At 66.1% G+C, this 22,304-nt stretch carries 18 protein-coding genes and 3 pseudogenes; 9 read left to right on the top strand and 12 right to left on the bottom strand.

From position 1 onward, the window contains the following. Positions 1 to 11: 11 nt before the first annotated feature. Positions 12 to 1,151, bottom strand: coding sequence for an acyl-CoA dehydrogenase family protein (locus tag ACWPXK_RS17300; protein WP_454197160.1), 1,140 nt, complete (start codon positions 1,149 to 1,151; stop codon positions 12 to 14). 95 nt (positions 1,152 to 1,246) lie between these two features. Here ACWPXK_RS17300 and ACWPXK_RS17295 point away from each other — a divergent pair, with 95 nt between their 5' ends. Together ACWPXK_RS17295 and ACWPXK_RS17290 are read left to right on the top strand one after the other, a co-directional pair. Next, positions 1,247 to 1,831: a TetR/AcrR family transcriptional regulator gene (locus ACWPXK_RS17295; protein ID WP_454197159.1), complete on the top strand. Its 585-nt coding sequence runs from the start codon at positions 1,247 to 1,249 to the stop codon at positions 1,829 to 1,831. Between the two features lie 203 nt (positions 1,832 to 2,034). After that, entirely contained in the window at positions 2,035 to 2,688 is a 654-nt protein-coding gene (locus ACWPXK_RS17290; protein WP_454197158.1) for a hypothetical protein, read from the top strand. 690 nt (positions 2,689 to 3,378) lie between these two features. Here ACWPXK_RS17290 and ACWPXK_RS17285 read toward each other — a convergent pair. Continuing rightward, a pseudogene (locus ACWPXK_RS17285) lies at positions 3,379 to 3,906 on the bottom strand (YbhB/YbcL family Raf kinase inhibitor-like protein); the annotation flags it as partial. Between the two features lie 143 nt (positions 3,907 to 4,049). On the opposite strand from ACWPXK_RS17285, the gene ACWPXK_RS17280 reads away from it, so the two are divergent. Then, positions 4,050 to 4,751 carry a GntR family transcriptional regulator gene (locus tag ACWPXK_RS17280; RefSeq protein ID WP_454197157.1) on the top strand — a complete coding sequence of 234 codons (702 nt, stop codon included), beginning with the start codon at positions 4,050 to 4,052 and terminating at the stop codon, positions 4,749 to 4,751. 165 nt (positions 4,752 to 4,916) lie between these two features. Here ACWPXK_RS17280 and ACWPXK_RS17275 read toward each other — a convergent pair. Beyond that, positions 4,917 to 5,684 (bottom strand): annotated as a pseudogene (locus tag ACWPXK_RS17275) (LysR family transcriptional regulator); the annotation flags it as partial. A gap of 82 nt (positions 5,685 to 5,766) precedes the next feature. Between ACWPXK_RS17275 and ACWPXK_RS17270 the strand changes: the two are divergent. The 3 genes from ACWPXK_RS17270 to ACWPXK_RS17260 all read left to right on the top strand — a co-directional run bounded on the left by ACWPXK_RS17270 (position 5,767) and on the right by ACWPXK_RS17260 (position 9,932). Further along, complete coding sequence (locus ACWPXK_RS17270; protein ID WP_454197156.1) at positions 5,767 to 6,693, top strand: MBL fold metallo-hydrolase; 927 nt, start codon at positions 5,767 to 5,769, stop codon at positions 6,691 to 6,693. A gap of 120 nt (positions 6,694 to 6,813) precedes the next feature. After that, complete coding sequence (locus ACWPXK_RS17265) at positions 6,814 to 8,010, top strand: hypothetical protein (RefSeq protein WP_454197155.1); 1,197 nt, start codon at positions 6,814 to 6,816, stop codon at positions 8,008 to 8,010. 992 nt (positions 8,011 to 9,002) lie between these two features. Next, positions 9,003 to 9,932 carry a hypothetical protein gene (locus ACWPXK_RS17260; protein WP_454197154.1) on the top strand — a complete coding sequence of 310 codons (930 nt, stop codon included), beginning with the start codon at positions 9,003 to 9,005 and terminating at the stop codon, positions 9,930 to 9,932. Positions 9,933 to 10,054: 122 nt separating this feature from the next. Here ACWPXK_RS17260 and ACWPXK_RS17255 read toward each other — a convergent pair whose 3' ends face one another. After that, positions 10,055 to 10,450: a hypothetical protein gene (locus tag ACWPXK_RS17255; protein ID WP_454197153.1), complete on the bottom strand. Its 396-nt coding sequence runs from the start codon at positions 10,448 to 10,450 to the stop codon at positions 10,055 to 10,057. A gap of 217 nt (positions 10,451 to 10,667) precedes the next feature. Here ACWPXK_RS17255 and ACWPXK_RS17250 point away from each other — a divergent pair, with 217 nt between their 5' ends. Continuing rightward, entirely contained in the window at positions 10,668 to 12,158 is a 1,491-nt protein-coding gene (locus tag ACWPXK_RS17250) for a glyceraldehyde-3-phosphate dehydrogenase (RefSeq protein WP_454197152.1), read from the top strand. Between the two features lie 192 nt (positions 12,159 to 12,350). Here ACWPXK_RS17250 and ACWPXK_RS17245 read toward each other — a convergent pair whose 3' ends face one another. The 4 genes from ACWPXK_RS17245 to ACWPXK_RS17230 all read right to left on the bottom strand — a co-directional run bounded on the left by ACWPXK_RS17245 (position 12,351) and on the right by ACWPXK_RS17230 (position 14,864). Continuing rightward, the gene (locus ACWPXK_RS17245) at positions 12,351 to 13,577 is read right to left on the bottom strand and encodes a cytochrome P450 (RefSeq protein WP_454197151.1); all 1,227 of its coding nucleotides are present in this window, start codon (positions 13,575 to 13,577) and stop codon (positions 12,351 to 12,353) included. Further along, positions 13,574 to 13,792: a ferredoxin gene (locus ACWPXK_RS17240; RefSeq protein WP_454197150.1), complete on the bottom strand. Its 219-nt coding sequence runs from the start codon at positions 13,790 to 13,792 to the stop codon at positions 13,574 to 13,576. Before ACWPXK_RS17240 ends, ACWPXK_RS17245 begins: the two co-directional genes overlap by 4 nt. A 3-nt stretch (positions 13,793 to 13,795) precedes the next feature. Beyond that, positions 13,796 to 13,933 carry a hypothetical protein gene (locus ACWPXK_RS17235; RefSeq protein WP_454197149.1) on the bottom strand — a complete coding sequence of 46 codons (138 nt, stop codon included), beginning with the start codon at positions 13,931 to 13,933 and terminating at the stop codon, positions 13,796 to 13,798. A gap of 286 nt (positions 13,934 to 14,219) precedes the next feature. Then, the gene (locus ACWPXK_RS17230; protein ID WP_454197148.1) at positions 14,220 to 14,864 is read right to left on the bottom strand and encodes a hypothetical protein; all 645 of its coding nucleotides are present in this window, start codon (positions 14,862 to 14,864) and stop codon (positions 14,220 to 14,222) included. A gap of 312 nt (positions 14,865 to 15,176) precedes the next feature. Here ACWPXK_RS17230 and ACWPXK_RS17225 point away from each other — a divergent pair, with 312 nt between their 5' ends. Beyond that, entirely contained in the window at positions 15,177 to 16,970 is a 1,794-nt protein-coding gene (locus ACWPXK_RS17225) for a BTAD domain-containing putative transcriptional regulator (RefSeq protein ID WP_454197147.1), read from the top strand. Then, positions 16,891 to 18,390, top strand: coding sequence for a hypothetical protein (locus ACWPXK_RS17220; RefSeq protein WP_454197146.1), 1,500 nt, complete (start codon positions 16,891 to 16,893; stop codon positions 18,388 to 18,390). The genes ACWPXK_RS17225 and ACWPXK_RS17220 overlap by 80 nt, the downstream gene beginning before the upstream one ends. Here the strand turns inward: ACWPXK_RS17220 and ACWPXK_RS17215 are convergent. The 4 genes and pseudogenes from ACWPXK_RS17215 to ACWPXK_RS17200 form a co-directional block, all read right to left on the bottom strand. After that, positions 18,374 to 19,135: an ABC transporter permease gene (locus ACWPXK_RS17215; RefSeq protein WP_454197145.1), complete on the bottom strand. Its 762-nt coding sequence runs from the start codon at positions 19,133 to 19,135 to the stop codon at positions 18,374 to 18,376. The genes ACWPXK_RS17220 and ACWPXK_RS17215 overlap by 17 nt on opposite strands. Further along, positions 19,132 to 20,076, bottom strand: a complete 945-nt coding sequence (locus tag ACWPXK_RS17210; RefSeq protein WP_454197564.1) for an ATP-binding cassette domain-containing protein — start codon at positions 20,074 to 20,076, stop codon at positions 19,132 to 19,134. Before ACWPXK_RS17210 ends, ACWPXK_RS17215 begins: the two co-directional genes overlap by 4 nt. A gap of 141 nt (positions 20,077 to 20,217) precedes the next feature. Then, a pseudogene (locus ACWPXK_RS17205) lies at positions 20,218 to 21,132 on the bottom strand (NAD-dependent epimerase/dehydratase family protein). Between the two features lie 22 nt (positions 21,133 to 21,154). After that, positions 21,155 to 22,153, bottom strand: a complete 999-nt coding sequence (locus ACWPXK_RS17200) for a glycosyltransferase (RefSeq protein ID WP_454197144.1) — start codon at positions 22,151 to 22,153, stop codon at positions 21,155 to 21,157. Positions 22,154 to 22,304: the final 151 nt, after the last annotated feature.

Below are 22,304 nucleotides of genomic sequence, written 5' to 3'. Positions count from 1 at the left end.
CGGGATACGGGTCACCGCGCGAGGGAGCGGCTGATGACCAGGCGCTGGATCTGATTGGTGCCTTCGAAGATTTGCGTGATCTTGGCTTCGCGCATGTACCGCTCGACGCGGAAATCACGCGTGTAACCATAACCGCCGAACACCTGCACCGCGTCGGTGGTCACCTTCATCGCGGCATCCGTGGCGACCAGCTTGGCCACACTGGCCTGCCGCGAATACGCCAACCCCGCATCGCGGCGGCGCGCGGCGTCCAGATAGGTCGCCCGCGCGGAGTCGACGGCCGCCGCCATGTCGGCGAGCAGGAATCCCAGTCCCTGGTGGTCGATGATCGGCTTTCCGAACGCTGTGCGCTCGCGGGCGTAGGAGACGGCCTCGTCCAGCGCTGCCTGCGCCAGCCCGGTAGCGACCGCAGCGATGCCGAGGCGGCCGGAATCCAGTGCGCTCAAAGCGATTTGCAGACCCTGCCCCTCGTCGCCGATCCGGCGCTCGGCGGGGACGAACGCGTCGTCGAAGTGGGCTGTCGTAGTCGGCACCGCGTGCAGGCCCATCTTCTGTTCCGGCCTGCCGAAGCTCAACCCAGCAGTGTCGCCCGGCACGAGAAAACAGGTGATGCCGCGCGAACCCTCACCCGTGCGCGCGAACAGGTTGTAGAAGTCGGCCTTGCCGCCGTGGGTGATCCACGCCTTTGTCCCGGTGATCCGGTAGCCGCCCTCGACCGCGGCGGCCTTACAGGCGACCGCGGCGGCATCGGACCCGGCGTGCGGCTCGGACAGGCTGTACGCGCCGATCAGGTTGCCGCCCAACATGTCCGGTAGCCATCGCTGCTTCTGCTCTTCGGTGCCGAACGCGAGCAGTGGGTGACAGGCCAGGCTGTGCACGCTCACCGCCACCGCCACCGCAGCCCACCGTGCGGCGATTTCCTCGAGCACCTGCAGATACACCTCGTACGGCTGACCGCCGCCGCCCCACTCCTGCGGATACGGCAGGCTCAGCAACCCAGCCTCACCGAGCGTGGCGAAGACTCCCTCGGGATAGGTCTCGTCACGCTCGTGCTGATCGACGATCGGAGCGAGAACTTTGTCGGCGATCTCCCGCGTGAGCCGGATCAGATCACGAGATTCCTCGCTGGGGAGCAACCGTTCAACGGACACACATCACCTCGGCTACGACAAGCAGTACTGCATTACTCTTCAGAGTACTGGTTTCGGACAGTACTACAAGGGGCGCTTCAGTACTATTCGACGCTATGGATCAGCTCACTCGTGGCGGCTTCCCCACCCGCAGACGCAGCGAACTGTTCGACACCCTGGTCGAGTTGTTCCTCACCGAAGGGTTCGCGCACCTCACCCTGGACGAGATCGCCGCTCGCCTGCACTGCTCGAAATCGACGCTGTACACCCTCGCGGGCAGCAAGGAACAGCTGGTCCGGGCCGCAACCGTGCACTTCTTCCGGCGCGCCACCGACGATGTGGAGGCGGCTATCGCGCCCATAACCACCGCACGCGACCGCGTCGCCACCTATCTCTCCGCCGTCGGCACCGCACTCGCGCCCGCGTCGAGCCAATTCATGTTCGACCTGCACGCCTTCATACCGGCGCGCGAGATCTACGAAACGAACACGCAGATCGCCGCCCGCCGCGTTCAAGAACTGATCGACGAAGGCGTGCAGGCCGGCGACTTCCGCGACGTCCACGCCGCCTTCGCCGCCGACCTCGCCGCCACGATGATGGCCCGAATCCAGCGCGGTACCGTCCGGACCGAAACCGGTCTCGACGACTCCGATGCCTATCGGGAGTTGGCCGCCATCCTCACCGCCGGAATCAGCGCATAACCAATCCGCACTTTCCGGGCGCGTCGTCACCCCACGCCGACGCGCGCGAGCCTGCGCGCAGGCGCCGACACAACCCGCTAGAACATGAGACGCGAGGTGCTGGACCCAACGGGCGACCACCGGCAACCGCTCGGCGTGACATTTTCGCGACCGTTTCGTAATGTATCGGAGACCTTTTCTCGACGGAACCGGTACTCGACACCATGCCTGGTCAACATCGCAAACGGACCGCAGCCCGGAAGCTCAGACCCCTGGCTGTGTGTGGCATCGCGGCGGCTGTCGCCGTTGTGCTGTGGGTGGCGATACGACCGAGCCCGGCTGCTCAGCACGCCGCGGTAGTCGATTCGCCGCCGTCGTCCGCCGTCGCGTCCGGCGCGGCCCCGACCACCGTGCCGTCACCGACTCAGCCGGCACCGGCGCTGGCAGCGGCCGCAGCCGAGCCACCATCACCGTCGGAAAAGACAGCAAAACAGCACCCGCCCCCACCGCCTCCCTCCGTCCCGTGTTCGACGGAACTCGCCGGCACACAGCCGCACGTGGCACAGGTGGGCAACCTGCTCAAGAAGACGTTCGGCGTCACCGAGATCGGCGGCGCCGTCGGCCGTGGCGACGGCGACCACGGTGCCGGCCTGGCGCTCGATTTCATGACATCCGATTCCGCGCGCGGCGACGCGATCGCCGAATTCGTGCTGGCCAATCAGCGGCGTTTCGGTGTGACCTACGTGATCTGGCGGCAGCGGTACAACGACGGCAGCGGTTGGAGGTACATGGAAAACCGCGGGAGTCCGACCGCCAATCACTACGACCATGTGCATGTGTCGTTCGACGAGGCTGCCGTTGTGGACGTAACCTGCTGATCGCGCCCCACCGCCGATACCTTCGCGGCCTGCGCCTCGGGTGCCACACTTCGCAACCGAAGCTTCACCGACAGCGGTGTGCGCGCATCCCGGCAGCCGTGCGCAATCTCCGCAATCGGCCGAGAGCACAGGCTGACGGCGAGCGATTGCTTCTGGCGGTGCGCGTGGCCAGGTCTCGGCGCCGCTTGGTCAGGCTGCGGCTCTCCGGCGGACGGTGCGCTCGAGGATTCCGAGGGTGGCCTCGAGGGCGGACTCGGGAACCACCGGGAAGACGAGGCGCCTCTTCCACTCCTCGTCGATCTCTGACCAGTCGTAGTAAGACGTGACCCGGGTGCCGCCCTCGGCCGACTCCAGCCGGTAGCCGTAGATGTGGCGGACATGAGGCCCGCGTGGGCCTTCGACTGTCCAGGCGATCTCCTCGTCCGGGATGAACGTGGTGATGACAACATCGACGTCGTACTTGCCCAAGGGAACGTCCCCGAGGGCTTCCCGGTCCATGTGGACGACGAACCGGTCGCCGGGCTGCTCGACCGGTTCCCCTTCGGCGTCCATGAGCATTCCCGACGCGTCGATGTCCACGTGGCCCTTCGGGTCGGTCAAGACCGCGAAGATGGCGCCGGCGGGGGCGGGGATCAGTCGGGAAATTTCGATCCGTTCGGTGTTGTCGGCCGAGCGGCCTTCGCTCCCGCGCGGCGTTTCCGCCGTGGCGGTCAGAACCGCACGGCCGAGGATGTGCGAGGCCATAGTGAAGCCGAGGAAGGCCGGGGTGGCGTCAGCCGGGACGCCGATGGACTCGACGTCGAGGGCATGCACCACGACGAAGTAGCGATGAGGGCCGTGCCCGGCGGGCGGGGCCGCGCCGATGAAGCGGGCTGCTCGGGCGTCGTTGGGCAGTTGGAAGGCGCCCTCGGGCAGGCCCGAGCCGGTGTCGTCCCCGGCACCTTCGGGCAGCTCCGTCACGGTGGCGGGAATGTCGGCGACCGCCCAGTGCCAGAACCCGGACCCGGTGGGGGCATCGGGGTCGTAAACGGTGACGGCGTAGCTCTTGGTGCCTTCCGGGGCTCCGCTCCAGGACAGCTGCGGGGAGACATCCTTACCTCCAGGGACGCCGGAGGAGAACTGCTCGGACGACCAGGCGGCGCCGTCGGCGACGGTGGCGCTGGTGACGGTGAACGAGGCCGCCTCGGGGAGGCGGGCGAAGGGATCGTTGGCGCTCATCGCGTCGTTCCTTTCAGACCATGCAGTGGGAGTGGCGGGTGGGGCCGACGGAGGACCCGCAGCGCCACGTGAAGGCACTACCGCCACAAGATCGATCCTAGCACTAATAATCGATTATCGGTCTGATCATCTATGCTGGAGATATGCGTGCGGCCCACACCTCGACCTCCTCGGGAAAGCAGATGCTCACCGAGCAGATCTACGAACACCTGCGGGACGCGATCATGCGCGGGAACTACGCCCCCGGTGAAGCCCTCAAACCGCAAGACCTCGCCAAGGAACAGGGCGTGAGCCTGGCGGTCGTGCGCGAGGCGCTGGTGCGAGCGGTAGGGGAGGGTCTCGCCGACCGGCTACCCAACCGTGGCTTCGCCGTCCCGGCCTTCTCCGACCGCCGCTGGCAGGAGATCACGGAGGCCCGCAGGACCATCGAACCGCTCTTGTTGCGCATGTCCATCGAGCGCGGGGACATCGACTGGGAGGCCCGCGTGCGAGCCGCCCACCACCGTCTGGCCCGCACCCCGGCGCACGTGCGGGAGCAGGGCGAATACTACAGCGACGCATGGTCCGAAGCCCACCGGATGTTCCACCGCACCTTGCTGGAGGGATGCGGCAACCACGTCCTGCTGGAGACCTTCGACCGGATGTGGACCGCGAGCGAGCTGGCCCGCCGCTGGTCGGCGCACCGCAACCCCGACCGGGACGACGCCGGTGAACACCGCCGACTGGAGGAGGCGGCGCTGGCCCGCGACGCCGACACCGCAGCCGAGGCACTGGCCCAGCACCTCACCCTGACCGCGGCCGCACTGACCGGCCGCGCCCCGCACGAACCCGCACAGCAAGCATGATGCGCCTCTCCATGCCTGAACTGGCGATTCCGTATCGTCTGGAGCAAGGCGTGTCACGTCTGAGTGACGCGGCCGCGGGATCGGTAGACCGTTGCCGCTATCCGCACGAATGAGCGGATCAACGGGTTGTGATCGGCGCTGTTCCAAGGCCACGATCAGGTCGCTGGACGGCATATCGAGCAGCGGGATCGCGGTGAGGCCGTCCGGCAGTGTGTTGGTCAGCGGTGCCAGCCCGACAGTGCCGTTCCACAGCACGGCTTGCAGACATTCGTGAACCGTCCGTACGACCGGGCCGCCATTGTGTTGTCCGTTGGGTGGTGACCAGAATGCCCGCCAGGCGGGATCGGTGTCGTCGGGTAACCGGAACCATCGGCGGTCGGCGAGGTCGTCGACGGTGAGGCTCGAGCGTTGTGCCAGAAGATCATCCGCACGCAGGACGACTCCCATCGGGTCGGAGCGCAGCACGTGGACCGTGATGCCACTGCGATCGAACGGCGCCCGGGTAAGCGCAATGTCGACCAGGCCGCTGCGGAGGCCGGCGGTCGGGTCGGTGAAGTCGGCTTCGTGGATGCGGATGTCCACCCGGGGATGGCGCTGGTGGAAGTCGGTGGCCAGGCGGGTTCCGACCCGTTCGGCGCTGTCGGCGAGTGTGCCGACGGTGAGAGTAGAAGCGCCTGCCACGGCCAGTGCCCGTGCGCGCGCCTGATCGGCCTGGTTCAGCAGGGCACGGGCGTCTCGGTGTAGTGATCGCCCGGCGGGCGTGAGGGAGACCCCGGTTGACGAGCGCCGCAACAGCTCACAACCCAAGTCGGTTTCGAGTTGCCTGATCGCGCGGCTCAGCGGCGGTTGCGTCATGTGCAGACGGGCAGCAGCCCGGCCGAAATGCAGTTCCTCGGCCACAGCCACGAAATAGCGCAGTGTCCGCAAGTCCATCAGCGGCAACGATACCCGCGCGGTATCGGGTGCACCGGATCGGGCTTGGACGATGCGCTGCCCGGCGCGATGAACTGGACTTATGACTGAACCAATTGCGTTGCCCGATCCCGTCGTGGAGTTGTCCGATATCCGCGAAGTCGCCGATGATCTCGTGGTGATCGGGGACCGGCGAGTGCCCCTGGTCCCGAATGTCGGCGTAATCGGTGGTCGCGATGCGGTCTTGGTCGTCGATACCGGGATGGGACCCGCCAACGCGGAGACCGTTCTGAAGTTCGTCACCGACTACGCTGCGGGCCGCGAACTGTTTCTGACGACGACACACTTTCATCCCGAGCACGCTTTCGGCGCCGACACTTTCGCCGGCGCGGCGACTTACCTCGTCAACCGGGCCCAAGCCGACGACCTGCGCCACAAAGGTCAGGGATACCTCGAGATGTTCCGCGGACTCGGCAGATCGGTCGCTCGCAGGTTGGCGGACCTACGTCTACCTCGGCCCGATCTCGTGTACGACCGCGTTCACGACCTGGATTTGGGCGGTCGGATCGTCCGGATGCGAGCCACCGGCCGCGCGCACAGCAACGGCGATCAGGTCATCGAGGTAGCCGACGCGGATGTGCTGTTCACCGGAGACCTGGTCGAAGCCGAACACTTCGCGATCTTCCCGTGGTTCCCGCCCCACGACACGGATGTGTCAGGCCTGCGGTGGCTAGCGGTCATGGAGCAGCTTTCCGCCGCGCCGCCGCGCACCGTGGTGCCAGGACACGGCGATGTCGGTGGCCCGCAACTGCTCACCGACGTCCGTGACTACCTGCGGCTGTTACGCGACGAAACCTGGATCCGCCGCGACTCGGCGATGAGCGAGCACACCATCGCGGAGGAAGTCACCGCGGTGATGATCCAGCGGTACCCGGAGTGGACGGGCCGGGAATGGATCGAAAACGGTGTCGTGTGTCTGTGCGCTGAACACGCCCCGACTTCCTCTGCGGCTCAAGAGGATGCCTCCTGACGGGATGTCCCCGGAGTAGTGGTTTCGACGCCGATGGCGTACGGGTTGGACCGCGGTGCCGTGTCGGCCTATCTACTCGACTCGGTTGATCAGCAGTGGGGATGCTGTTCGATAGACGCCGTGGATACTGTCGACTTCGCGCGCGTGGTGGCGGAATTCGGTCCCGGCTCCGCGCTGCTCGTCGAACCGGGCTCGTCGGCCGCAGCCCATGTACCCCCGCGGTGGGCGGGGATCGCCGACTGCCGCGATTCCCGTGCCCGGTGCGCCGCCGCCGTGGCTCTGTGGAACATCGACTTGTTCGTCGACCTGCTGCCGCGATTCGGCGCTGTGCTGGAGGAATGCCTCGACGATGTGCGGATCTGTCTGCTGCGTGGCGACTGGGTGCTGCTGTATGCGCTGCGAAAGCCGTTCCAGCCGCACGAGTTCCGTATCGGATGGGAACCCGAAACGTTCGGCGCCGACCAGCCGCCGTACTGGGATGCGCTGCCCGCGGCGCTGCGGGTGTTTCTCGGCACGGTGCACGCGGGATTCACCGATCTCGATGGGATCTCTTTCGGCCCCACCCGGCCCAGGGACATGCAGACATATCACGCGCTGAACTTGACGGAGTCGGTGCGTAATTGGGAAGCGGCCGAGGAAATTCCGGGAGACCGGGCAATGCTCATCGCCAAGGGCCTGGGCGATACGCGCTACTTCGTCTCTCCTGATCTGCCCGGCGGTGCCATTGGCTGGGAGGCGGACGGCCATCTGGATCGGCCACTGGATTTCGCCCAGACCTTCGACGAACTGATGAGCTATGGCTTCCAACTCGAGCGTGATCTCCCGCCCGAGGCCGCCGTACCCGCGACATCGCCGACCCCGCAAGAACTGCGGCAGGCGAGCATGTCTGTGCCGCGGGCAGCACGGGCGGTCGTATGGAACCGCGAACTCACCGAGGAAATCGCGCGCGACCGTATCCGCGACCTCGTCGCCGAGTTACTCGACGCGTTGGGCGGTCAGATGCGCATCCGCACGCAGGAGGGCTTGGGCGGCGAGACCATACTGCCGTTCGACGACGACGCGGGCAACATATACCAGGTCGACCGGCTCGAGGCCCGCTACTTCCTCGACCCCCCGGCCCCGGACCGCGCGGACATCTATCCGCCCGTGATCGTCCAGATCTGGGAGAAGCATGGCTGGACAGTGACGCTCTCCACCGACGATGAGGGCATCGTCGCGCAGGCCCGCACCTCCGACTGGTACGAGCTCACCCTGAGCCAACGCGATGACATGTTGCGCCTGTCCGTCGCATCGCCCGGTTTCTACCGGCCGCACTGATCATCGGGTGGTGTGCGGCGACCGCCTGCAACAACACGCGCCAGCAGTCTTGTTCGAACGCACCCGGACTCAGCCTATCCTTGACTACTGGCATTGCGCACGGTGTGCCAACTGACCGCGCTCGAGGATGCGGAAGTAGCCGTCCATAGAGAATCGTGTCCAGCCGCTGACAGCGCAAGACGTTGCAGCACAGAGTGAAAGCTGTCCCTGACGCCTCCTTGATTGCGTCAGCGTTAGGCAGCTCGCGCCGCTCACGCCTGACAGCCAGTCCAGGGGTGAAGGTCTCTGCTCAGGCGGGTTCCGCCGTGGCTTGCCACCGGGTTGGGGCACCGTAGGACCCTGAAACAGTGCGATGACAGACCCGGTTAGGCCTGGAGGCCGACCTGTCTACGGCCGTGCAGGATATGTGATCTGGACCACGATTTGCACATGTTGCTGTTAGAGAGCTGTTTTCGGGGCTAACGCTTGGTCGGAGTCCGAAATCTCGTCATCTGCGGTGACCGAGGGGGGCTTGCATGTCGATGTTCATGGCGATAGGGGAGGGCTTTTGTTGGTTCACTCGAAGCAGCTACTGGTGAACGGACTCCGTCGAGGCGGCGGGCTGACGTGTGTGGCGGCGGTAGCGGTTGTCAGTGTTGTTGTGGGAGTCGGTGTTCTCGCGCAGGCGCAGCCGCCCCAGGCTCCGTCCGGGCCGACCACTTCGCCGAGCGCGTCGACGTCGGACAGTCCCGCGCCTGTCTGCCAGAACGATGGCCGCGACTGCACACCGCGCAAGCAGCAGAAGGTCGTGGGCGCATCCTCGAGCAAGGACGCAGAGACGTATTTCGATATGCCCGCCGGCAACCCAGTCGGGTTGCTCACCGTCTACTGCGACTACGGCGACACGACGAGACTGCGGTGTGAGGACTGGGTGAACAAAGCCTTGCGCCCAGCCACGCGCTGACAGGTCGGTGACCATTGGTCCGAGTGGTGTGCTTGGTGAGGAGGATGACGTGATGGTCGAAGACGTGCTTGTCGAGATCGAGCGGCGCTACCCGCAAGTGCTGGCCGCTCAACGGGCACTCGACCATGCCGTCACGCGAGCCGGTGGCTGGGGACCGCAGGAGGCGGCGCTAGCACCCGAGCGCCCGTTGTCAGGTCCTGCGGTGACCCTGCCGGGTGTCGAGGTCACGACATCGATCGTCTACGTCGAGGTGCACGGTTTGGGCACCTTCAGCACCGAGACCCCAATTCTGGGTGTGATGGTGTATGTCTGGGGCCTGGAGACTGACGGCTCGGCAGTCGAGTTGCCCGACACGGAATCAGAGGGGTGGGCGCGAGCTGTTCTCGGGGCGGAGTGGTCGGAGTACACGTATGCCCTCCGCGCGAGTGCCGGCGACCACCAATGGCGGCAAGGTTTCCTCGTCCTGGTCGATCGTGAACAGCAGCCGATCCCGGTGCCGCCCGATTTCTTCTTCAGCGGCGCAACCAACGGGTCCGGCGACATCGCCGTGCGGCCACTGGCGCTGTCCGCCAACGGCGAGATCGCCACGGAGTATGTCGCGGTGCGCGCCGGGGATGAACCTCCGCACTGGCCAGTCGAATTGAGCGGTGAAGGACCTGACGAGGTTCGTCCAGCCGCGCAGGCGTTGTTGGACCAACTCCGTGTGAAAGCCGCTGTGGACAACCGATTTCGCCTGCTGTCGATGCAACTGGATGGATCGGCGGCGGTCGTCGGATTTGAGCGGCTCGACACCGGCGAGTCGCTACAGCACACGATCCAACTGCCCAGGATGCGGGATCTCACCGAAGACAGCGACTACTTCCGCCGATCCACCCCACGGCTGCCCTTCCCCCTCGCATCCCCGCAGGAATGGGCACAGTTCATTTGTGGGTTCTTCCAAGAACAGTTTCGCACTGGCTTCCTCGGACGAACCGAATAGATCCTGGGAAGAGCCAGAGTGACTCGGCCGTGTGATCACCCTTACCCTCGCTGGGGTTCGGCCGATCCACGCGGGGCTCGGCCGAACCAGGCCGCGACGGTGTCGGCCGCCGCGGGTGCATATCAGGGGACGGTAACCGTCACCGGCTCGGTGAACGGCATCCCGCCGGTGGGGGTGTCGTCGAAACAGCCGCCCCGGGCGCTGATGGTTGTGTCCGGTTCGAGCCCTTCCAGCGTTGTGGTCACGGTCTGGCCGGGGCCGGCCAGCGACTCCGGGGCGCCGTTGCCGAAGAAGCGGTGATTGTTCTCGGGGCCGACACCGGCTTCCGCCCAGCACCGGCCGGTGCCGTTAGGGTTGTGCACGGTCGCGGTCACGGTTCCCGGCGCGGTGCCTGCGAAGGTGACCTCGGGAGCCCGCAGCGGTGTTTGCGCGCTCGCCGGCGCCGTGACTGTGCCGAACGCCATAAGCGCGGCGGACGCGGCCAGCAGGATGGGTCCATTGATTCGCTTGTTTGTCACAACCGGACCTTATCGGCAACAAGTGACTCGCTGACGAGTGGACCTCGAACGAGATCCCTTGATATCGCTGGCTCTTCGCGTAACCGCTTGGTTGCTGATGGTGCTCGATCGGCGTCGCCACCTGGCGATCTCACGAGTGGGTATCCGGCCTCGGTGATATCGCGGCCCTCACTAGCATCGATACGGCGAAAAAATCGAGGAAATCCGAGGACCTGCGTTGACTACCGAACAACTTGACCGCTGGAACGCCCAGGAAGCCGCCGCTGAGGCGATGATCCCCATCATCGGCACGTTGTATCGGGGGAAAGGCGTGACCATCCTGCTGCACAGCCGGTCGCTGGTGAACAAGTCGGTGATCAGCATCCTGCGGACGCATCGCTTCGCGAGGCAGATCGAGGGCGAAGAGTTGTCGGTGGACGAGACCCTTCCCTTCCTGCAAGTACTCAGCGAGCTGGATCTGGGGCCCTGCAAGATCGATCTCGGTCAGCTGGTCATGACCTATCGCGCCGACGATCGCGGACTCTCGATCCGCGAGTTCACCGCAGCGGTGCTGGCCGAGGTGACCAACGGCAACAAGGCTCAGTCACCCGGCCCCAGGGATGTCGTCCTCTATGGCTTCGGCCGCATCGGTCGTCTGGTCACTCGCCTGCTCATCGAGAAGGCCGGATCCGGCAACGGGTTGAACCTGCGTGCCGTGGTGGTGCGCAAAGGAGGCGACGACGATCTGGCGAAGCGCGCGTCGTTGCTTCGCAGGGATTCGGTGCACGGCCACTTCAACGGCACGATCAAGGTCGATACCGGCAATGACACGATCACCGCGAACGGAAACGTGATCAAGTTCATCTACAGCGATGATCCGACGACGATCGACTACACCGCGTACGGGATAAAGGACGCGATCCTGATCGACAACACCGGTAGGTGGCGTGATCGTGACGGGCTGTCGCAGCATCTGCGCCCCGGCATCGCGAAGGTCGTTCTCACCGCGCCCGGTAAGGGCGACATTCCGAATATCGTGCACGGCGTCAACCACCGCACCCTTGACCTGTCGCAGCAGATCTTCTCGTGCGCCTCATGCACGACCAACGCGATTGTCCCGCCGCTCAAGGCCATGGATGACGAATACGGCATCGTCCGCGGGCACGTGGAGACGGTTCACTCGTTCACCAACGACCAGAACCTACTGGACAACTATCACAAAGCGGACCGTCGCGGTCGGTCCGCGCCGTTCAATCTCGTGCTCACCGAGACCGGTGCCGCGTCCGCGGTCGCGAAGGCGATGCCGGATTTCAAGGCCAAGATCACCGGCAACTCGATTCGTGTTCCCACCCCTGACGTATCGGTCGCGATTCTGAACCTGCAGCTCGAGCGGAAGACGACGAAGAGCGAAGTGCTCACGTACCTGCGTCAGGTTTCACTCGCCGGGCCGTTGAGCCGGAACCTCGATTACACCGCCGCCACGGACGTGGTTTCCAGCGATTTCATCGGATCGCGCGCAGCGTCGATCATCGATGCCAATGCCACGATCGTCGAGGATGACACCGCGATTCTGTATGTCTGGTACGACAACGAATTCGGCTACTCGTGCCAGGTGGTGCGGACGGTGCAGTACATCTCGGGCATCGAATATCCGACCTACCCGCAGGTCGGCGCGCGGCTGGACCCCGCCGCCGGCGATCGCGTGCTGACTGCGACCGACGCGCGGTAACTCGCGCAGCCGAACTGTGCGGTGAAGCCTGCCTGCACAGGCCCTCAGGGCGGGGATTCGCCAGACCCCCGCCCTGAGGCTTTTCCGGTATCCGCTGGGCATGTCCTGCGGAACTGCGTTGGGCTTCGCCACGCACCGGAATTGTCCGCAAGGGCCCTGGAGGCGCGTTTCCACACGCGCTCGGCCGATGGTTTACCGGGCCGTTTCCGTCCAAGTGACCGGCAGTTCGTGGACGCCGTAGATATTCATGTCGGTCCTGAGTTTCACCTCGCCGGCGGGGATGGCGAGCTCGAGGGCCGGGAAGCGCCGCACCAGTCCGGCGAAACCGGCGCGCATCTCGATGCGGGCCAGTTGCTGGCCGAGGCATTGGTGGACGCCGTGGCCGAAGGACAGGTGACCGCGGGCTTTGCGGTGGATGTCCAGGGTGTCGGGGTTGTCGAAGCGCTGAGGGTCGTGGTTGGCGGCGAGCAACGAGACAACGACGGTCGATCCCTTGCGGATTGTTTCGCCGCCGAGTTCGATGTCGTCGGTGGCGTAGCGATAGAAGATGTCGGCAACGGACAGGTAGCGCATGAGTTCCTCGACGGCATCGGGGACCAGATCCGGGTCGGCGCGCAGTTCCGCCAGCTGCTCGGGGTGCTCCAGGAGCGCGAAGGTGCCCAGTGCCAGCATGTTGGCGGTGGTCTCGTGGCCTGCGAGCAGCAGAAGGAAGGCGATGCCGGTCAGCTCCTCGATGCTGAGGTCGTCGTGGCGGGCCAGGTCGGACAGTATGTCGTCGCCGGGTTCGGCGCGTTTGCGCGTGACCAGTTCGGCGAGATATGTGGTCATTGCGCCGTACGCGGCCATCTTCTCGTCGAGCGGCTGGTCCTTGACCAGGAACTTGGCGGAGTTGACCTGGAAGTTCTCCCGGTCGGCGTAGGGGACACCGAGCAGTTCGCAGATCACCAGCGAGGGCACCGGCAGCGCGAACGCCTTGACCAGGTCGACCGGCGGGGTCAGCCGCGCCATCTCGTCCAGTTGCCGCTCGGTGATGTCGATGATGTGTTGTTCGAGTTGCTTCATGCGCCTGACGGTGAAGGCGCCGGTGAGCTTGCGCCGCAGCCGGGTGTGGTCCGGCGGGTCCATGGCGATGAACAAGCCCGGAATCTGCGGGGACGGCTCGGTGGCGACGGGCATGCCGGGGGTCTCGTACGGCACGTGGACAACGCCGATGTCCTGGCGGGAGCTGAACCGTGTGTCGGCCATGAGCTGGCGGACCGCGTCGTAGCCGGTGACGAGCCAGCCCTCGTGACCATCGGGGAAGATCATGGGACTGACCGGGCGGGCCTCGCGCAGCCGGGTGATCTGGCGGGGCGGGTCGAAGGGGCCCGCATCGCGCTCCATGGGGAGGCCGTGCGGGATGGGAACCGTTTCACTCATCGGATTTCCTTTCGTAGTGGTTGTTGGACGATGGCGATCGCGCCGGACGGGCACACCTGGGCGGCCTCGCGGACGGCTGGCTCCCGCTCGGGCGCGGGTGTGGGGTCCAGCGCCACGACCCGGCCGTCCTCGGTGTCCTGGTCGAACACTCCGGGGGCGGTCAGTACGCACATGCCGGCGCTGACGCAGCGCTCCCGGTCCACCCTGAGTTCCATCAGTTACCCCTCCGCCCAGGTGAACAGGAGGGGGCGCACGCCGTAGATGAGCCCGTCGGTGCGCAGCTCGATGCCATCGGGGATCGTCTTGTCCCCGTAGACCTTCCACAGCCCAGAAGCTGCAATTGCTGAACTATTCACAGGAACACTGTCGCCAGCCCGGCTGACACCGACCTGATACCGAGCTGACACGTCCACCGACACGGCGTTCGGCCTGGTCAGACAAGGGAGGACGAACAGACATCGGTCCGCAGCTGCGGGTGCGACCGCCGCTCGGTGGCTGTCTCACCGCGGCCGATCAGTCACTGGGCCGGGTGCCGACCACACCCCCGGTGCACGACGCTGACGTGGCGTCGTGCGGCCGGGTGTGCGTGGATAGGCCCGGGGTGCCGCCGCTGGTGCTGTTGCGTTGGCGGATCTGGGCGCGTCAGGCGGCGGTGGCGTGCCGGATGATGATGTTGCCGTAGGAGTTGCGCGCGTACACCTGCACGGTGTCGCCGTTGTCCTGCGGCCGGTCGACCGGTTGGATCTCGTTCTGCACGGTGCCGTACTGAGCGTTGACTTCCAGCCGCGCCGCGCTGCCCGGGCGGATACCTACCTCCAGCTCGCCCATGGACGTTTCCAGCCGCAGCACGCCCCGCGATGCTTCGTCGATGCGGATGTTGCCTTTGGCGGTTTTCGCGGTCACCGAACCGCGCGGGCGCTCGACGGCGATGTCGCCAGCCGATATCTCCAGGTCGCACTCGCCGAGTTCGCCGGCGCCCAGCAATCGGCCCACACCGGCGGTGCCCTTCAGCCGGGAGCCGGTGGGCACCTCGATGATCACGTCGATCGACGGGTTGCCGCCGAACGGGGCGTACGTCCGCCAGTCCTTCAGCGCTTTCACCGTCAAGGTCCCGGCGACGAAATCGACCTGGGTTTGCTCGGCGGCGCGCACGTCACCCTTTTTGGACTGATCGGCCGGCCGGACCTCGACGACCGTGTCGGTCCGGTCGGAGGCGATCACCGTGACGCTACCGGAGAGCACGTCGACGGTGACGGCAATCGGTTCCGGTGTCTTGAATGTGGGCATGGCTGTCTCCTTCAGCGTGAATTGGTTGGTGTGCCCAGAAGCTGCAATTGCTGTGCTGTTCACAGGAATACTGTCGCCAGCCCGGCTGATACCGACCTGACGCCGAGCTGACACACCAACTGACACGATGTTCGGCCTGGTCACAGCGGACAAGGGTGACGAACAGACACCGGTCTGTAATCGTTGGCCGCCCCGCGGCGTCTACTCTTCCGGGGCTGTGATGGTCGCTGGTGGTCGCCGCGATCGGAGCGGTTGTCATCCGAGCGGTGGGCGGCCCGCTGACCGCCGATTGTGCACGGCAGAATAGTCCGGGTGCAGATCGGGATGCTTGGACCGCTCGAGATCCGACTAGATGACGGCGGATTGATCGAGGTACCGGGTACCCGGTTACGGGCGCTGTTGATCGCCCTTGCGCTCGAACCCGGTCGCGTAGTCCCGAAAACGACGCTGGTCGACTGGATTTGGGGTGAGCAGCCACCCTCCGACGCGGCGAACGCCTTGCAGGCACTGGTCTCCCGGCTGCGGAGGGTGCTGCCGGACGGGTCGCTGGACGGGCAGGCTGGCGGATACCGGCTGACGGTGGAACCCCGCGCAGTCGACGCCGTGCGATTCGAACAGCTTCTCGACCAGGCCCGCGGCCGTGACGACGCGCAACAGGCCCAGCTGCTGCGCGAAGCCCTCGATTTGTGGCGCGGTGCGCCGATGCAGGACGTCGGTATGCAGGACAGCGCAGCTTTCGACGCGGCAGTCACCCGGCTCGATGGGCTGCGCCTCGCCGCCATGGAGGATCGGTACGAAGCGGAGATCCGCCTCGGCCGGGGCACGGGGCTGGTCACCGAGCTGACCGAGCTGGTGGCCCGGCATCCGGTGCGGGAACGGCTCGTCGCCGCGCTGATGCGTGCGCTCGGCGCCGCGGGTCGTGGTGCCGAGGCACTGATCGCGTACCAACGTGCCCGGGAGGCACTGGCCGACACGCTGGGCGTGGATCCATCACCAGAGCTATCCGCACTGCATGTTGCGCTGCTGCGCGGCGAAGTGGGAGCGGAGGGAAACGACCGCAAGACGAACCTGCGAGCCGAGTTGACCAGATTCGTCGGCAAACACGCCGACGTCGCCGCCGTGCGCGAACTCATCTCTGACCATCGGCTGACCACCTTGACCGGGCCCGGTGGCTCAGGGAAGACCAGGCTGGCCCTGGAAACCGCGCGGACGCTGCTCGATGACCTACCGGACGGGCCCTGGCTGGTGGAACTGGCGTCCGTCGGCGCGAGTGGTGACGTGTCACAATCGGCGCTCGCCGCCCTCGGGCTCCGGGATGCGCTGCTCGGCGGTGCACCGAACGCCGAACCGATGGACCGGCTCATCGCGGCGATCCGCGAGCGCGAAACGCTGTTGATCCTGGACAACTGTGAGCACGTGATCGAGTCCGCGGCGGCGTTCGCCCACCGGGTGCTCGGGGAGTGCCAGCGGCTGCGGATCCTTGCGACGAGCAGGGAACCGCTCGGCATCACGGGTGAGGCGTTATGGCAGGTCGAGCCGCTGGCGTTGCCCACAGAGGACGCGGACCCCGGCGAGATCGAGTCCTCCCCGGCCGTTCAGCTGTTGCGGGACCGGGCCGGTGCGGTGCGCAAGGATCTCGCAGCCGATGCCCGCACACTGCCGACCATGGCGCGCGTCTGCCGGGCGCTCGACGGTATACCTCTGGCGATCGAACTGGCCGCGGCCAGACTGCGCACCATGTCCCTCGATCAGCTCGCCAACCGCCTCGACGATCGGTTCCGCCTGCTGACCGGCGGCAGCCGTACCGCGCTCCCGCAGCACCGGACGTTGCGAGCGGTGGTCGACTGGAGCTGGGAGCTGCTCACCGACACCGAACGGATGGTCCTGCGCAGGCTCGCGGTGTTCTCCGGCGGCGCGAGCCTGGAGGCGGCCGAGCAGGTCTGCGCGGGCACGAGGGACGGGCCCACGGGGGCGGCCCGAAGGGCAGGGGGGCGGGAAAAGCACAGTGCACGGGGACGGGAAGCACGTGGCGGTCGAGCGGTGGGAGGTGCTCGAGCTGCTGACCGCGCTGACCGAGAAATCGCTGCTGCTCACCGCGGGGGATAGCGGACCGCGCTATCGGATGCTCGACACGATCAAGCAGTACGCCCTGGACCGGCTCGTGGAGGCGGGGGAATCGGATCCGGCGCGGCGGGCGCATCTCGCGTACTTCACCGGACTCGCCGACACCGCGGAGCCGCATCTGCGCCGCGCCGAGCAGTTGGAGTGGCTCGCCACGCTCGAAGTCGAGCACGACAACATCGCTGTCGCGATGCGTGGCGCGCTCGCGGCCGGCGACGCGGCCGGGGCGATGCGTCTCGCGGCGGCCGCGGGCTGGTACTGGTGGCTCAGCGGGCACAAGGCCGAGGGCATGGAGCTGATCACCGCGGCCGCCGACATGTCCGGCGAGGTGGACGACGAGACCCGGGCCAGGGTGTACGGGCTGGTCGTGCATTTCATGAACTCCGGGCCGAGTGACGAGGCCCAGGTAGAGGATTGGATCCACAAGGCATACCAGTTCAGCCGGCGCAGTCAGGGCCGATACCCGCTGCTGGGGTTCGTGGCCGCGCTGGAACGCATGGTGCAGGGGCCGGACGCGAGGCTGTCCGCGTTCGAACCGCTGCTCACCGATGACGATCCCTGGGTGCGTGCGCTGGCCCGGCTACAGCTGGGCAAGATGCGGATCGTGCTCGGGCTGGAGGGGCGGGACGCGGAGGCGTATCTCGAGACGGCGCTCGCCGAGTTCCGGGCCATCGGCGAGCGCTGGGGGATTTCGTTCGCGTTGACCGAGCTGGCGATTCGAATCGCCACGCGCGGCGACTTCGCGGGTGCGTGCGAGCACCTCGACCAGGCGATCGCGGTGGTCACCGAGGTCGGTGCGATCGAGGACGTTTTCCTGATGCGGGCGCGGCAGGCTCAGCTGTACTGGCTGCTGGGTGACGCGGAGGCGAGCGCGGCCGCCATGGCCGAGGCGCAGCGGTACGCGGATCGGTCCGCCTGGCCGAACGCACTGGCCGAACTCGCCGTCGCCAAGGCGGAGCTGGCCCGTTGGAGCGGCGACACCGAGCAGGCATACCGGCAGATCGACGTCGCGACAACCATGCTGAGCAGTGATGCGGAGCCCGTGTACATCAGCGCGGTGACACACGACCTGCTCGGCTACCTCGCGGACGGTCTCGACGAAGCCCGAGAACAACACGCCGCGGCCTTCCGGGCGGCATGCGCCGCGGGATACGCGCCCCTTATCGCCCAGGTCCTCGTAGGGATCGCGGATTTGGCGCTACGTGAAGACCAACACGAGCAAGCCGTGCGGCTGCTCGCGGCGAGTGCGGGAGTACGCGGACTGCCCGATCGTTCCCGACCGGATGTGGCCAGGATCGAGCAGGCAGCACGACATCGCCTCGGTGAAGCACGCTTCACCGAGGCGATGAGGGAGGGCGCTCGAGCGAGTTGGCGTGAACTGGTCGCGACTACGCTCGCTTGTTGAACGTGGCACGCGACCACAGGTACCCGACGAGGGCGAACCCGGCACACCAGGCGAGCGCGGCGGCCGTGTAGCCGCCGGACGGGTGGCCGGCGAGGAATCCGCGCAATGCTTCGATGATCGGCGTGAAGGGCTGATACTGCGCGAACTGCCGGACGCCCTGTCCCATCTTGTCGGCCGGCACGATCGCGGTGCTCACGAAGGGCAGCATGATCAGCGGTACCACGCCCATGCCCGCGGATTCCGGAGTCTTCGCGGCCATTCCCAGCGCGACCGTGAGCCAGGAAGCCGCGAAGGATGTCGCCGCCACGATGCCGATCGCGCCGAGCCAGTCGAGTGCGCTTGCAGGCGGCCGGAACCCCAGTGCGAAGGCCACACCGAGAACAGCCGCAATGGCTACCGCATTGGTCAGTATGGTGGCCACGACGTGACCGGTCAGTACGGCGCCACGGGAGACATCCATGACCTTGAACCGGTTGATGATGCCCTTCGACATATCGGAGCTCACTGCCACCGCGGTACCCGACAACCCGTAGCTGATGGCCAGCAGGATCATCCCCGGTGTCGCATAGTCGATGTAGTCACCGCCGACATCGAAGGCGCTGCCGAATACGTACACGAAGATCAACATCATCACGACCGGCATCAGGGCCGCGTTGAACACCGTGACCGGAGTCCGGGCGATGTGCTTGAAGTTGCGGCGCAGCATGATCGACGAATCGGCCAGCGGTGCGGAAATGGTGCTCATTGTGCGGTGACCTCCGTGGTCGCGCGACCGGTCAGGGAAAGGAAGACATCATCGAGGTCGGGGGTATGGACGGTGACCTGCTCGGCCTCGAGCGAGGATTCGGCGAGCCGATCCAGCAGGTGGCGCAAGGATTTCGTCCCGCCGTCGCCCGGCACCCGCAAGGTCAGCGCCTCGTCGTCCCGGATGGAGCCGGGCAGGATCCGCGCCGCCGCATCCAGTTCCATGACGTGGGAGAACCGGAGCCGGATGTGGCTGCCTGGCACTCGGCGCTTGAGGTCGTCGGGCGTGCCCTCGGCGACGATGCGGCCCTGGTCGAGTACCGCGATCCGGTCGGCCAGCTGATCGGCTTCCTCGAGATACTGGGTGGTGAGGAAGATCGTCACACCATCGGTCGTCAGATCCCGCACGATTTCCCACATCGTGCGACGGCTACGCGGATCCAGCCCCGTTGTCGGTTCGTCCAGGAAAACGATGTCCGGCTTGGTGACCAGCGTCATCGCCAAATCCAGCTTCCGGCGCATACCCCCGGAATAGGTCGCCGCCCTCTTTCGCGCCGACTCCACCAGATCGAACCGCTCCAGCAGCTCGGTGACCACCCGCTTGCCCTTATCGCCCCGCAGACGGTGTATATCCGCCATCAACTGCAGGTTCTCTTCTCCCGTCAGCAGATCATCCACCGCCGCGAACTGACCGGTGACACCGATCGCCGCGCGCACCGCCTTGGTCTCGGTCGCAATATCGTGCCCGGCAACGCGCGCCGTGCCGCCATCGGCCTTCAACAGGGTGGTCAGCACGTTCACCGTGGTGGTCTTACCCGCCCCATTCGGACCGAGCAGAGAAAAAATCTTACCGGCACCGATATTCAAATCAATGCCATCGAGGACGACCTTGTCGCCGTACGCCTTCCGCAGCCCAGAAGCTGCAATTGCTGAATTATTCACAGGAACACTGTCGCCAGCCCGGCTGATACCGGCCTGATACCGAGCTGACATGTCCGCTGACACGGTGTTCGGCCTGGTCATATCGGACAAGCCGCCGCCATCGCACAGCGACCGCGCTCTGCTGGGGGCGGAGCGGCTCCATCAAGCCGGCGCTGTCGGACCTACGTTGCACCAACCTTCGCAGACAATACTGTCGATACTGGAGTGCTCTGGAAGCCAATTGGTTTCCGTTATCAGCCTCGTGGGGTCGGTGACCAGCGCGGCAGGTTCTGACGCTGGTGCTCGATGCACGACGGGGACACGACGAGTCGTTACCCGTCCGACAGCCGCTATGACCTCGAGAATGCTTGTGCCGGTTCCAGATCCGACGTTGTAACGGATCGCGGCGCCCTTTGATGGGGCGTGGTCGATACACGCCACGAAGGCGCTGGCGGCGTCTGCGACGTGGAGGTAATCGCGAACCGTCGAGCCGTCACCGTTGATTTCCAGAGGGGTTCGGGTTGCGGCGGCGTTCAGTGCACGGGGGATGAGGCCGGCGGGGTCTGCGCCGGGACCACCGGCGAGGTTGGACAGGCGGAGAATGGTGGCGGGGGGAGACCGGTGCGAGCTTGGCTTCGATGGCCAGCTCGGCGGCTAGCTTGCTGCTGGCGTAGGGGTGGGGCAGGGCGGCGGGAGGTCTTCGGTCATGGGTTGGTCGGCGGGGGTTCCGTAGATCGCGCAGGTGGAGGCGAAGACAAGGTTGGGGGTGCCGGTGGTGGCCATGGCTTCCAGAACTGCAATCGTGCCGGTGGTGTTGACGTGGAAATAGCGAAGGGGAGTGGTCAGGGATTCGCGGACATTGATCAGCCCTGCCACATGGCAGACTGCGTCGGTATCGTCGACCGCACGACGGAGGGAGTCCAGGTCGCGTAGGTCGGCGACCCGGGTGGCGTGGGCGTCGGGTAGCCCGGCAGTTGGGTTGCGCACCATGGCGATTGGTTCGTGGCCTGCCGCGTCGAGGGCCGTGATTATTGCTCTGCCGAGGTAGCCGCTCGCTCCTGTGACCAGAACTCGCACGCCGCATGTCCTTTCCCTGAGGTCATCCAGCCGTCGACTGAATACCCACGGTTTCGAGGAACTCCAGTAACTCTGTCTCGCCGGGGAGGGCCTCGTTGGCCGCGCGGAAGGAGGCGATCCGACGATGAAGGCCGGCGTCGGCCATCATGCCACTGGCCGTCTCACGCACGGCACGCGCGGTGACAGCGTCCTTCGGCAGTGTGCCGGCTATGCCATTCCGAGCGCACGTTTCAGCGACGAAGAAGTTGTCGTTGTGCTGCGGCACGATCAGCGGCGGACAGCCATAGTAGAGCGCCTCCATAGTAGAAGTGGCGCTCCCATGGCATACGAAAAGATCGGCATCGGCCAACTCGGCCGGCAGATCCAAGTGCGCGTGCAGCTCGACATCTCCCGCGCGAGAGCCGACACGCCGAAGGATGTCGGTGTCCTGGCTGCGCACCGTTACCTGGCCGAACCCGGCGTCGAGTAGTCCACCGACTATCGCGGCGAACGTCGCGCTGGAACCCTCGATTGTCGTGCCGAAGCTCACGACCGCCCGGGACGAATCGTGATCGCGTGGTCCCGGCACCGGCACCTTCGGTGACATGCGATGTTTCGACGGGTCATAGCGGAAATACCGAGCCGGCACTTTGAGTGTGTCGAGGCCGAAGAACTCCGGTGGGCCGAACGCCATGACGGTATCCGGCAATCGCACCGACGAACCATCCCAGGCATCGCCGAGCGCATCGGCAATCTCGGCAAGGTAGCGTGTTTCCCGCCGCCGGATTGCCGACAGAGCCGCGTTGGCACACGAGAGAAGATCCACGCATGGAACACCAGCGCGTTGTGCGGCAAGCGGGCTACCGCGTTCGGAGGTGTCTCGAACGACGAGGTCCGGTTGCCAGGATCGAATCAGCGGAAGCAGATCGCGGTAGCTCCCAGCGCCGAGTACTTGATGTTGGTTCGGATCGCTGATCCAGTAGTCGTCCACGGGTGCGGTTACTCGCATGGCAGCTTGGTACGACGCAAAGCCGGTACTCATCACCGGAACCTCCGCGTTGCTCTTTGCCGCGATCTCTCTACTCCCGCAGAGGAGAACGTCGTGCCCATCTCGCACGAGCGTGTGAAAGAGTGGCAACATCGGTTGCAGGTGCCCCGCCCCGGGTGCAAACGCAAGCATTACCCGCACAACT

The organism is Nocardia sp. Marseille-Q1738, assembly GCF_965283145.1.
Note: the sequence above shows the minus strand (reverse complement) of the source record. Positions and strands in the feature narration are given on the sequence as shown.

Coding starts and splice junctions, on each gene's coding strand:
- ACWPXK_RS17295 (WP_454197159.1), top strand. CDS start 1,247: ATGGATCAGCTCACTCGTGGCGGCTTCCCCACCCGCAGACGCAGCGAA.
- ACWPXK_RS17290 (WP_454197158.1), top strand. CDS start 2,035: ATGCCTGGTCAACATCGCAAACGGACCGCAGCCCGGAAGCTCAGACCC.
- ACWPXK_RS17280 (WP_454197157.1), top strand. CDS start 4,050: ATGCGTGCGGCCCACACCTCGACCTCCTCGGGAAAGCAGATGCTCACC.
- ACWPXK_RS17270 (WP_454197156.1), top strand. CDS start 5,767: ATGACTGAACCAATTGCGTTGCCCGATCCCGTCGTGGAGTTGTCCGAT.
- ACWPXK_RS17245 (WP_454197151.1), bottom strand. CDS start 13,577: ATGAGTGAAACGGTTCCCATCCCGCACGGCCTCCCCATGGAGCGCGAT.
- ACWPXK_RS17240 (WP_454197150.1), bottom strand. CDS start 13,792: ATGGAACTCAGGGTGGACCGGGAGCGCTGCGTCAGCGCCGGCATGTGC.
- ACWPXK_RS17230 (WP_454197148.1), bottom strand. CDS start 14,864: ATGCCCACATTCAAGACACCGGAACCGATTGCCGTCACCGTCGACGTG.
- ACWPXK_RS17215 (WP_454197145.1), bottom strand. CDS start 19,135: ATGAGCACCATTTCCGCACCGCTGGCCGATTCGTCGATCATGCTGCGC.
- ACWPXK_RS17200 (WP_454197144.1), bottom strand. CDS start 22,153: ATGAGTACCGGCTTTGCGTCGTACCAAGCTGCCATGCGAGTAACCGCA.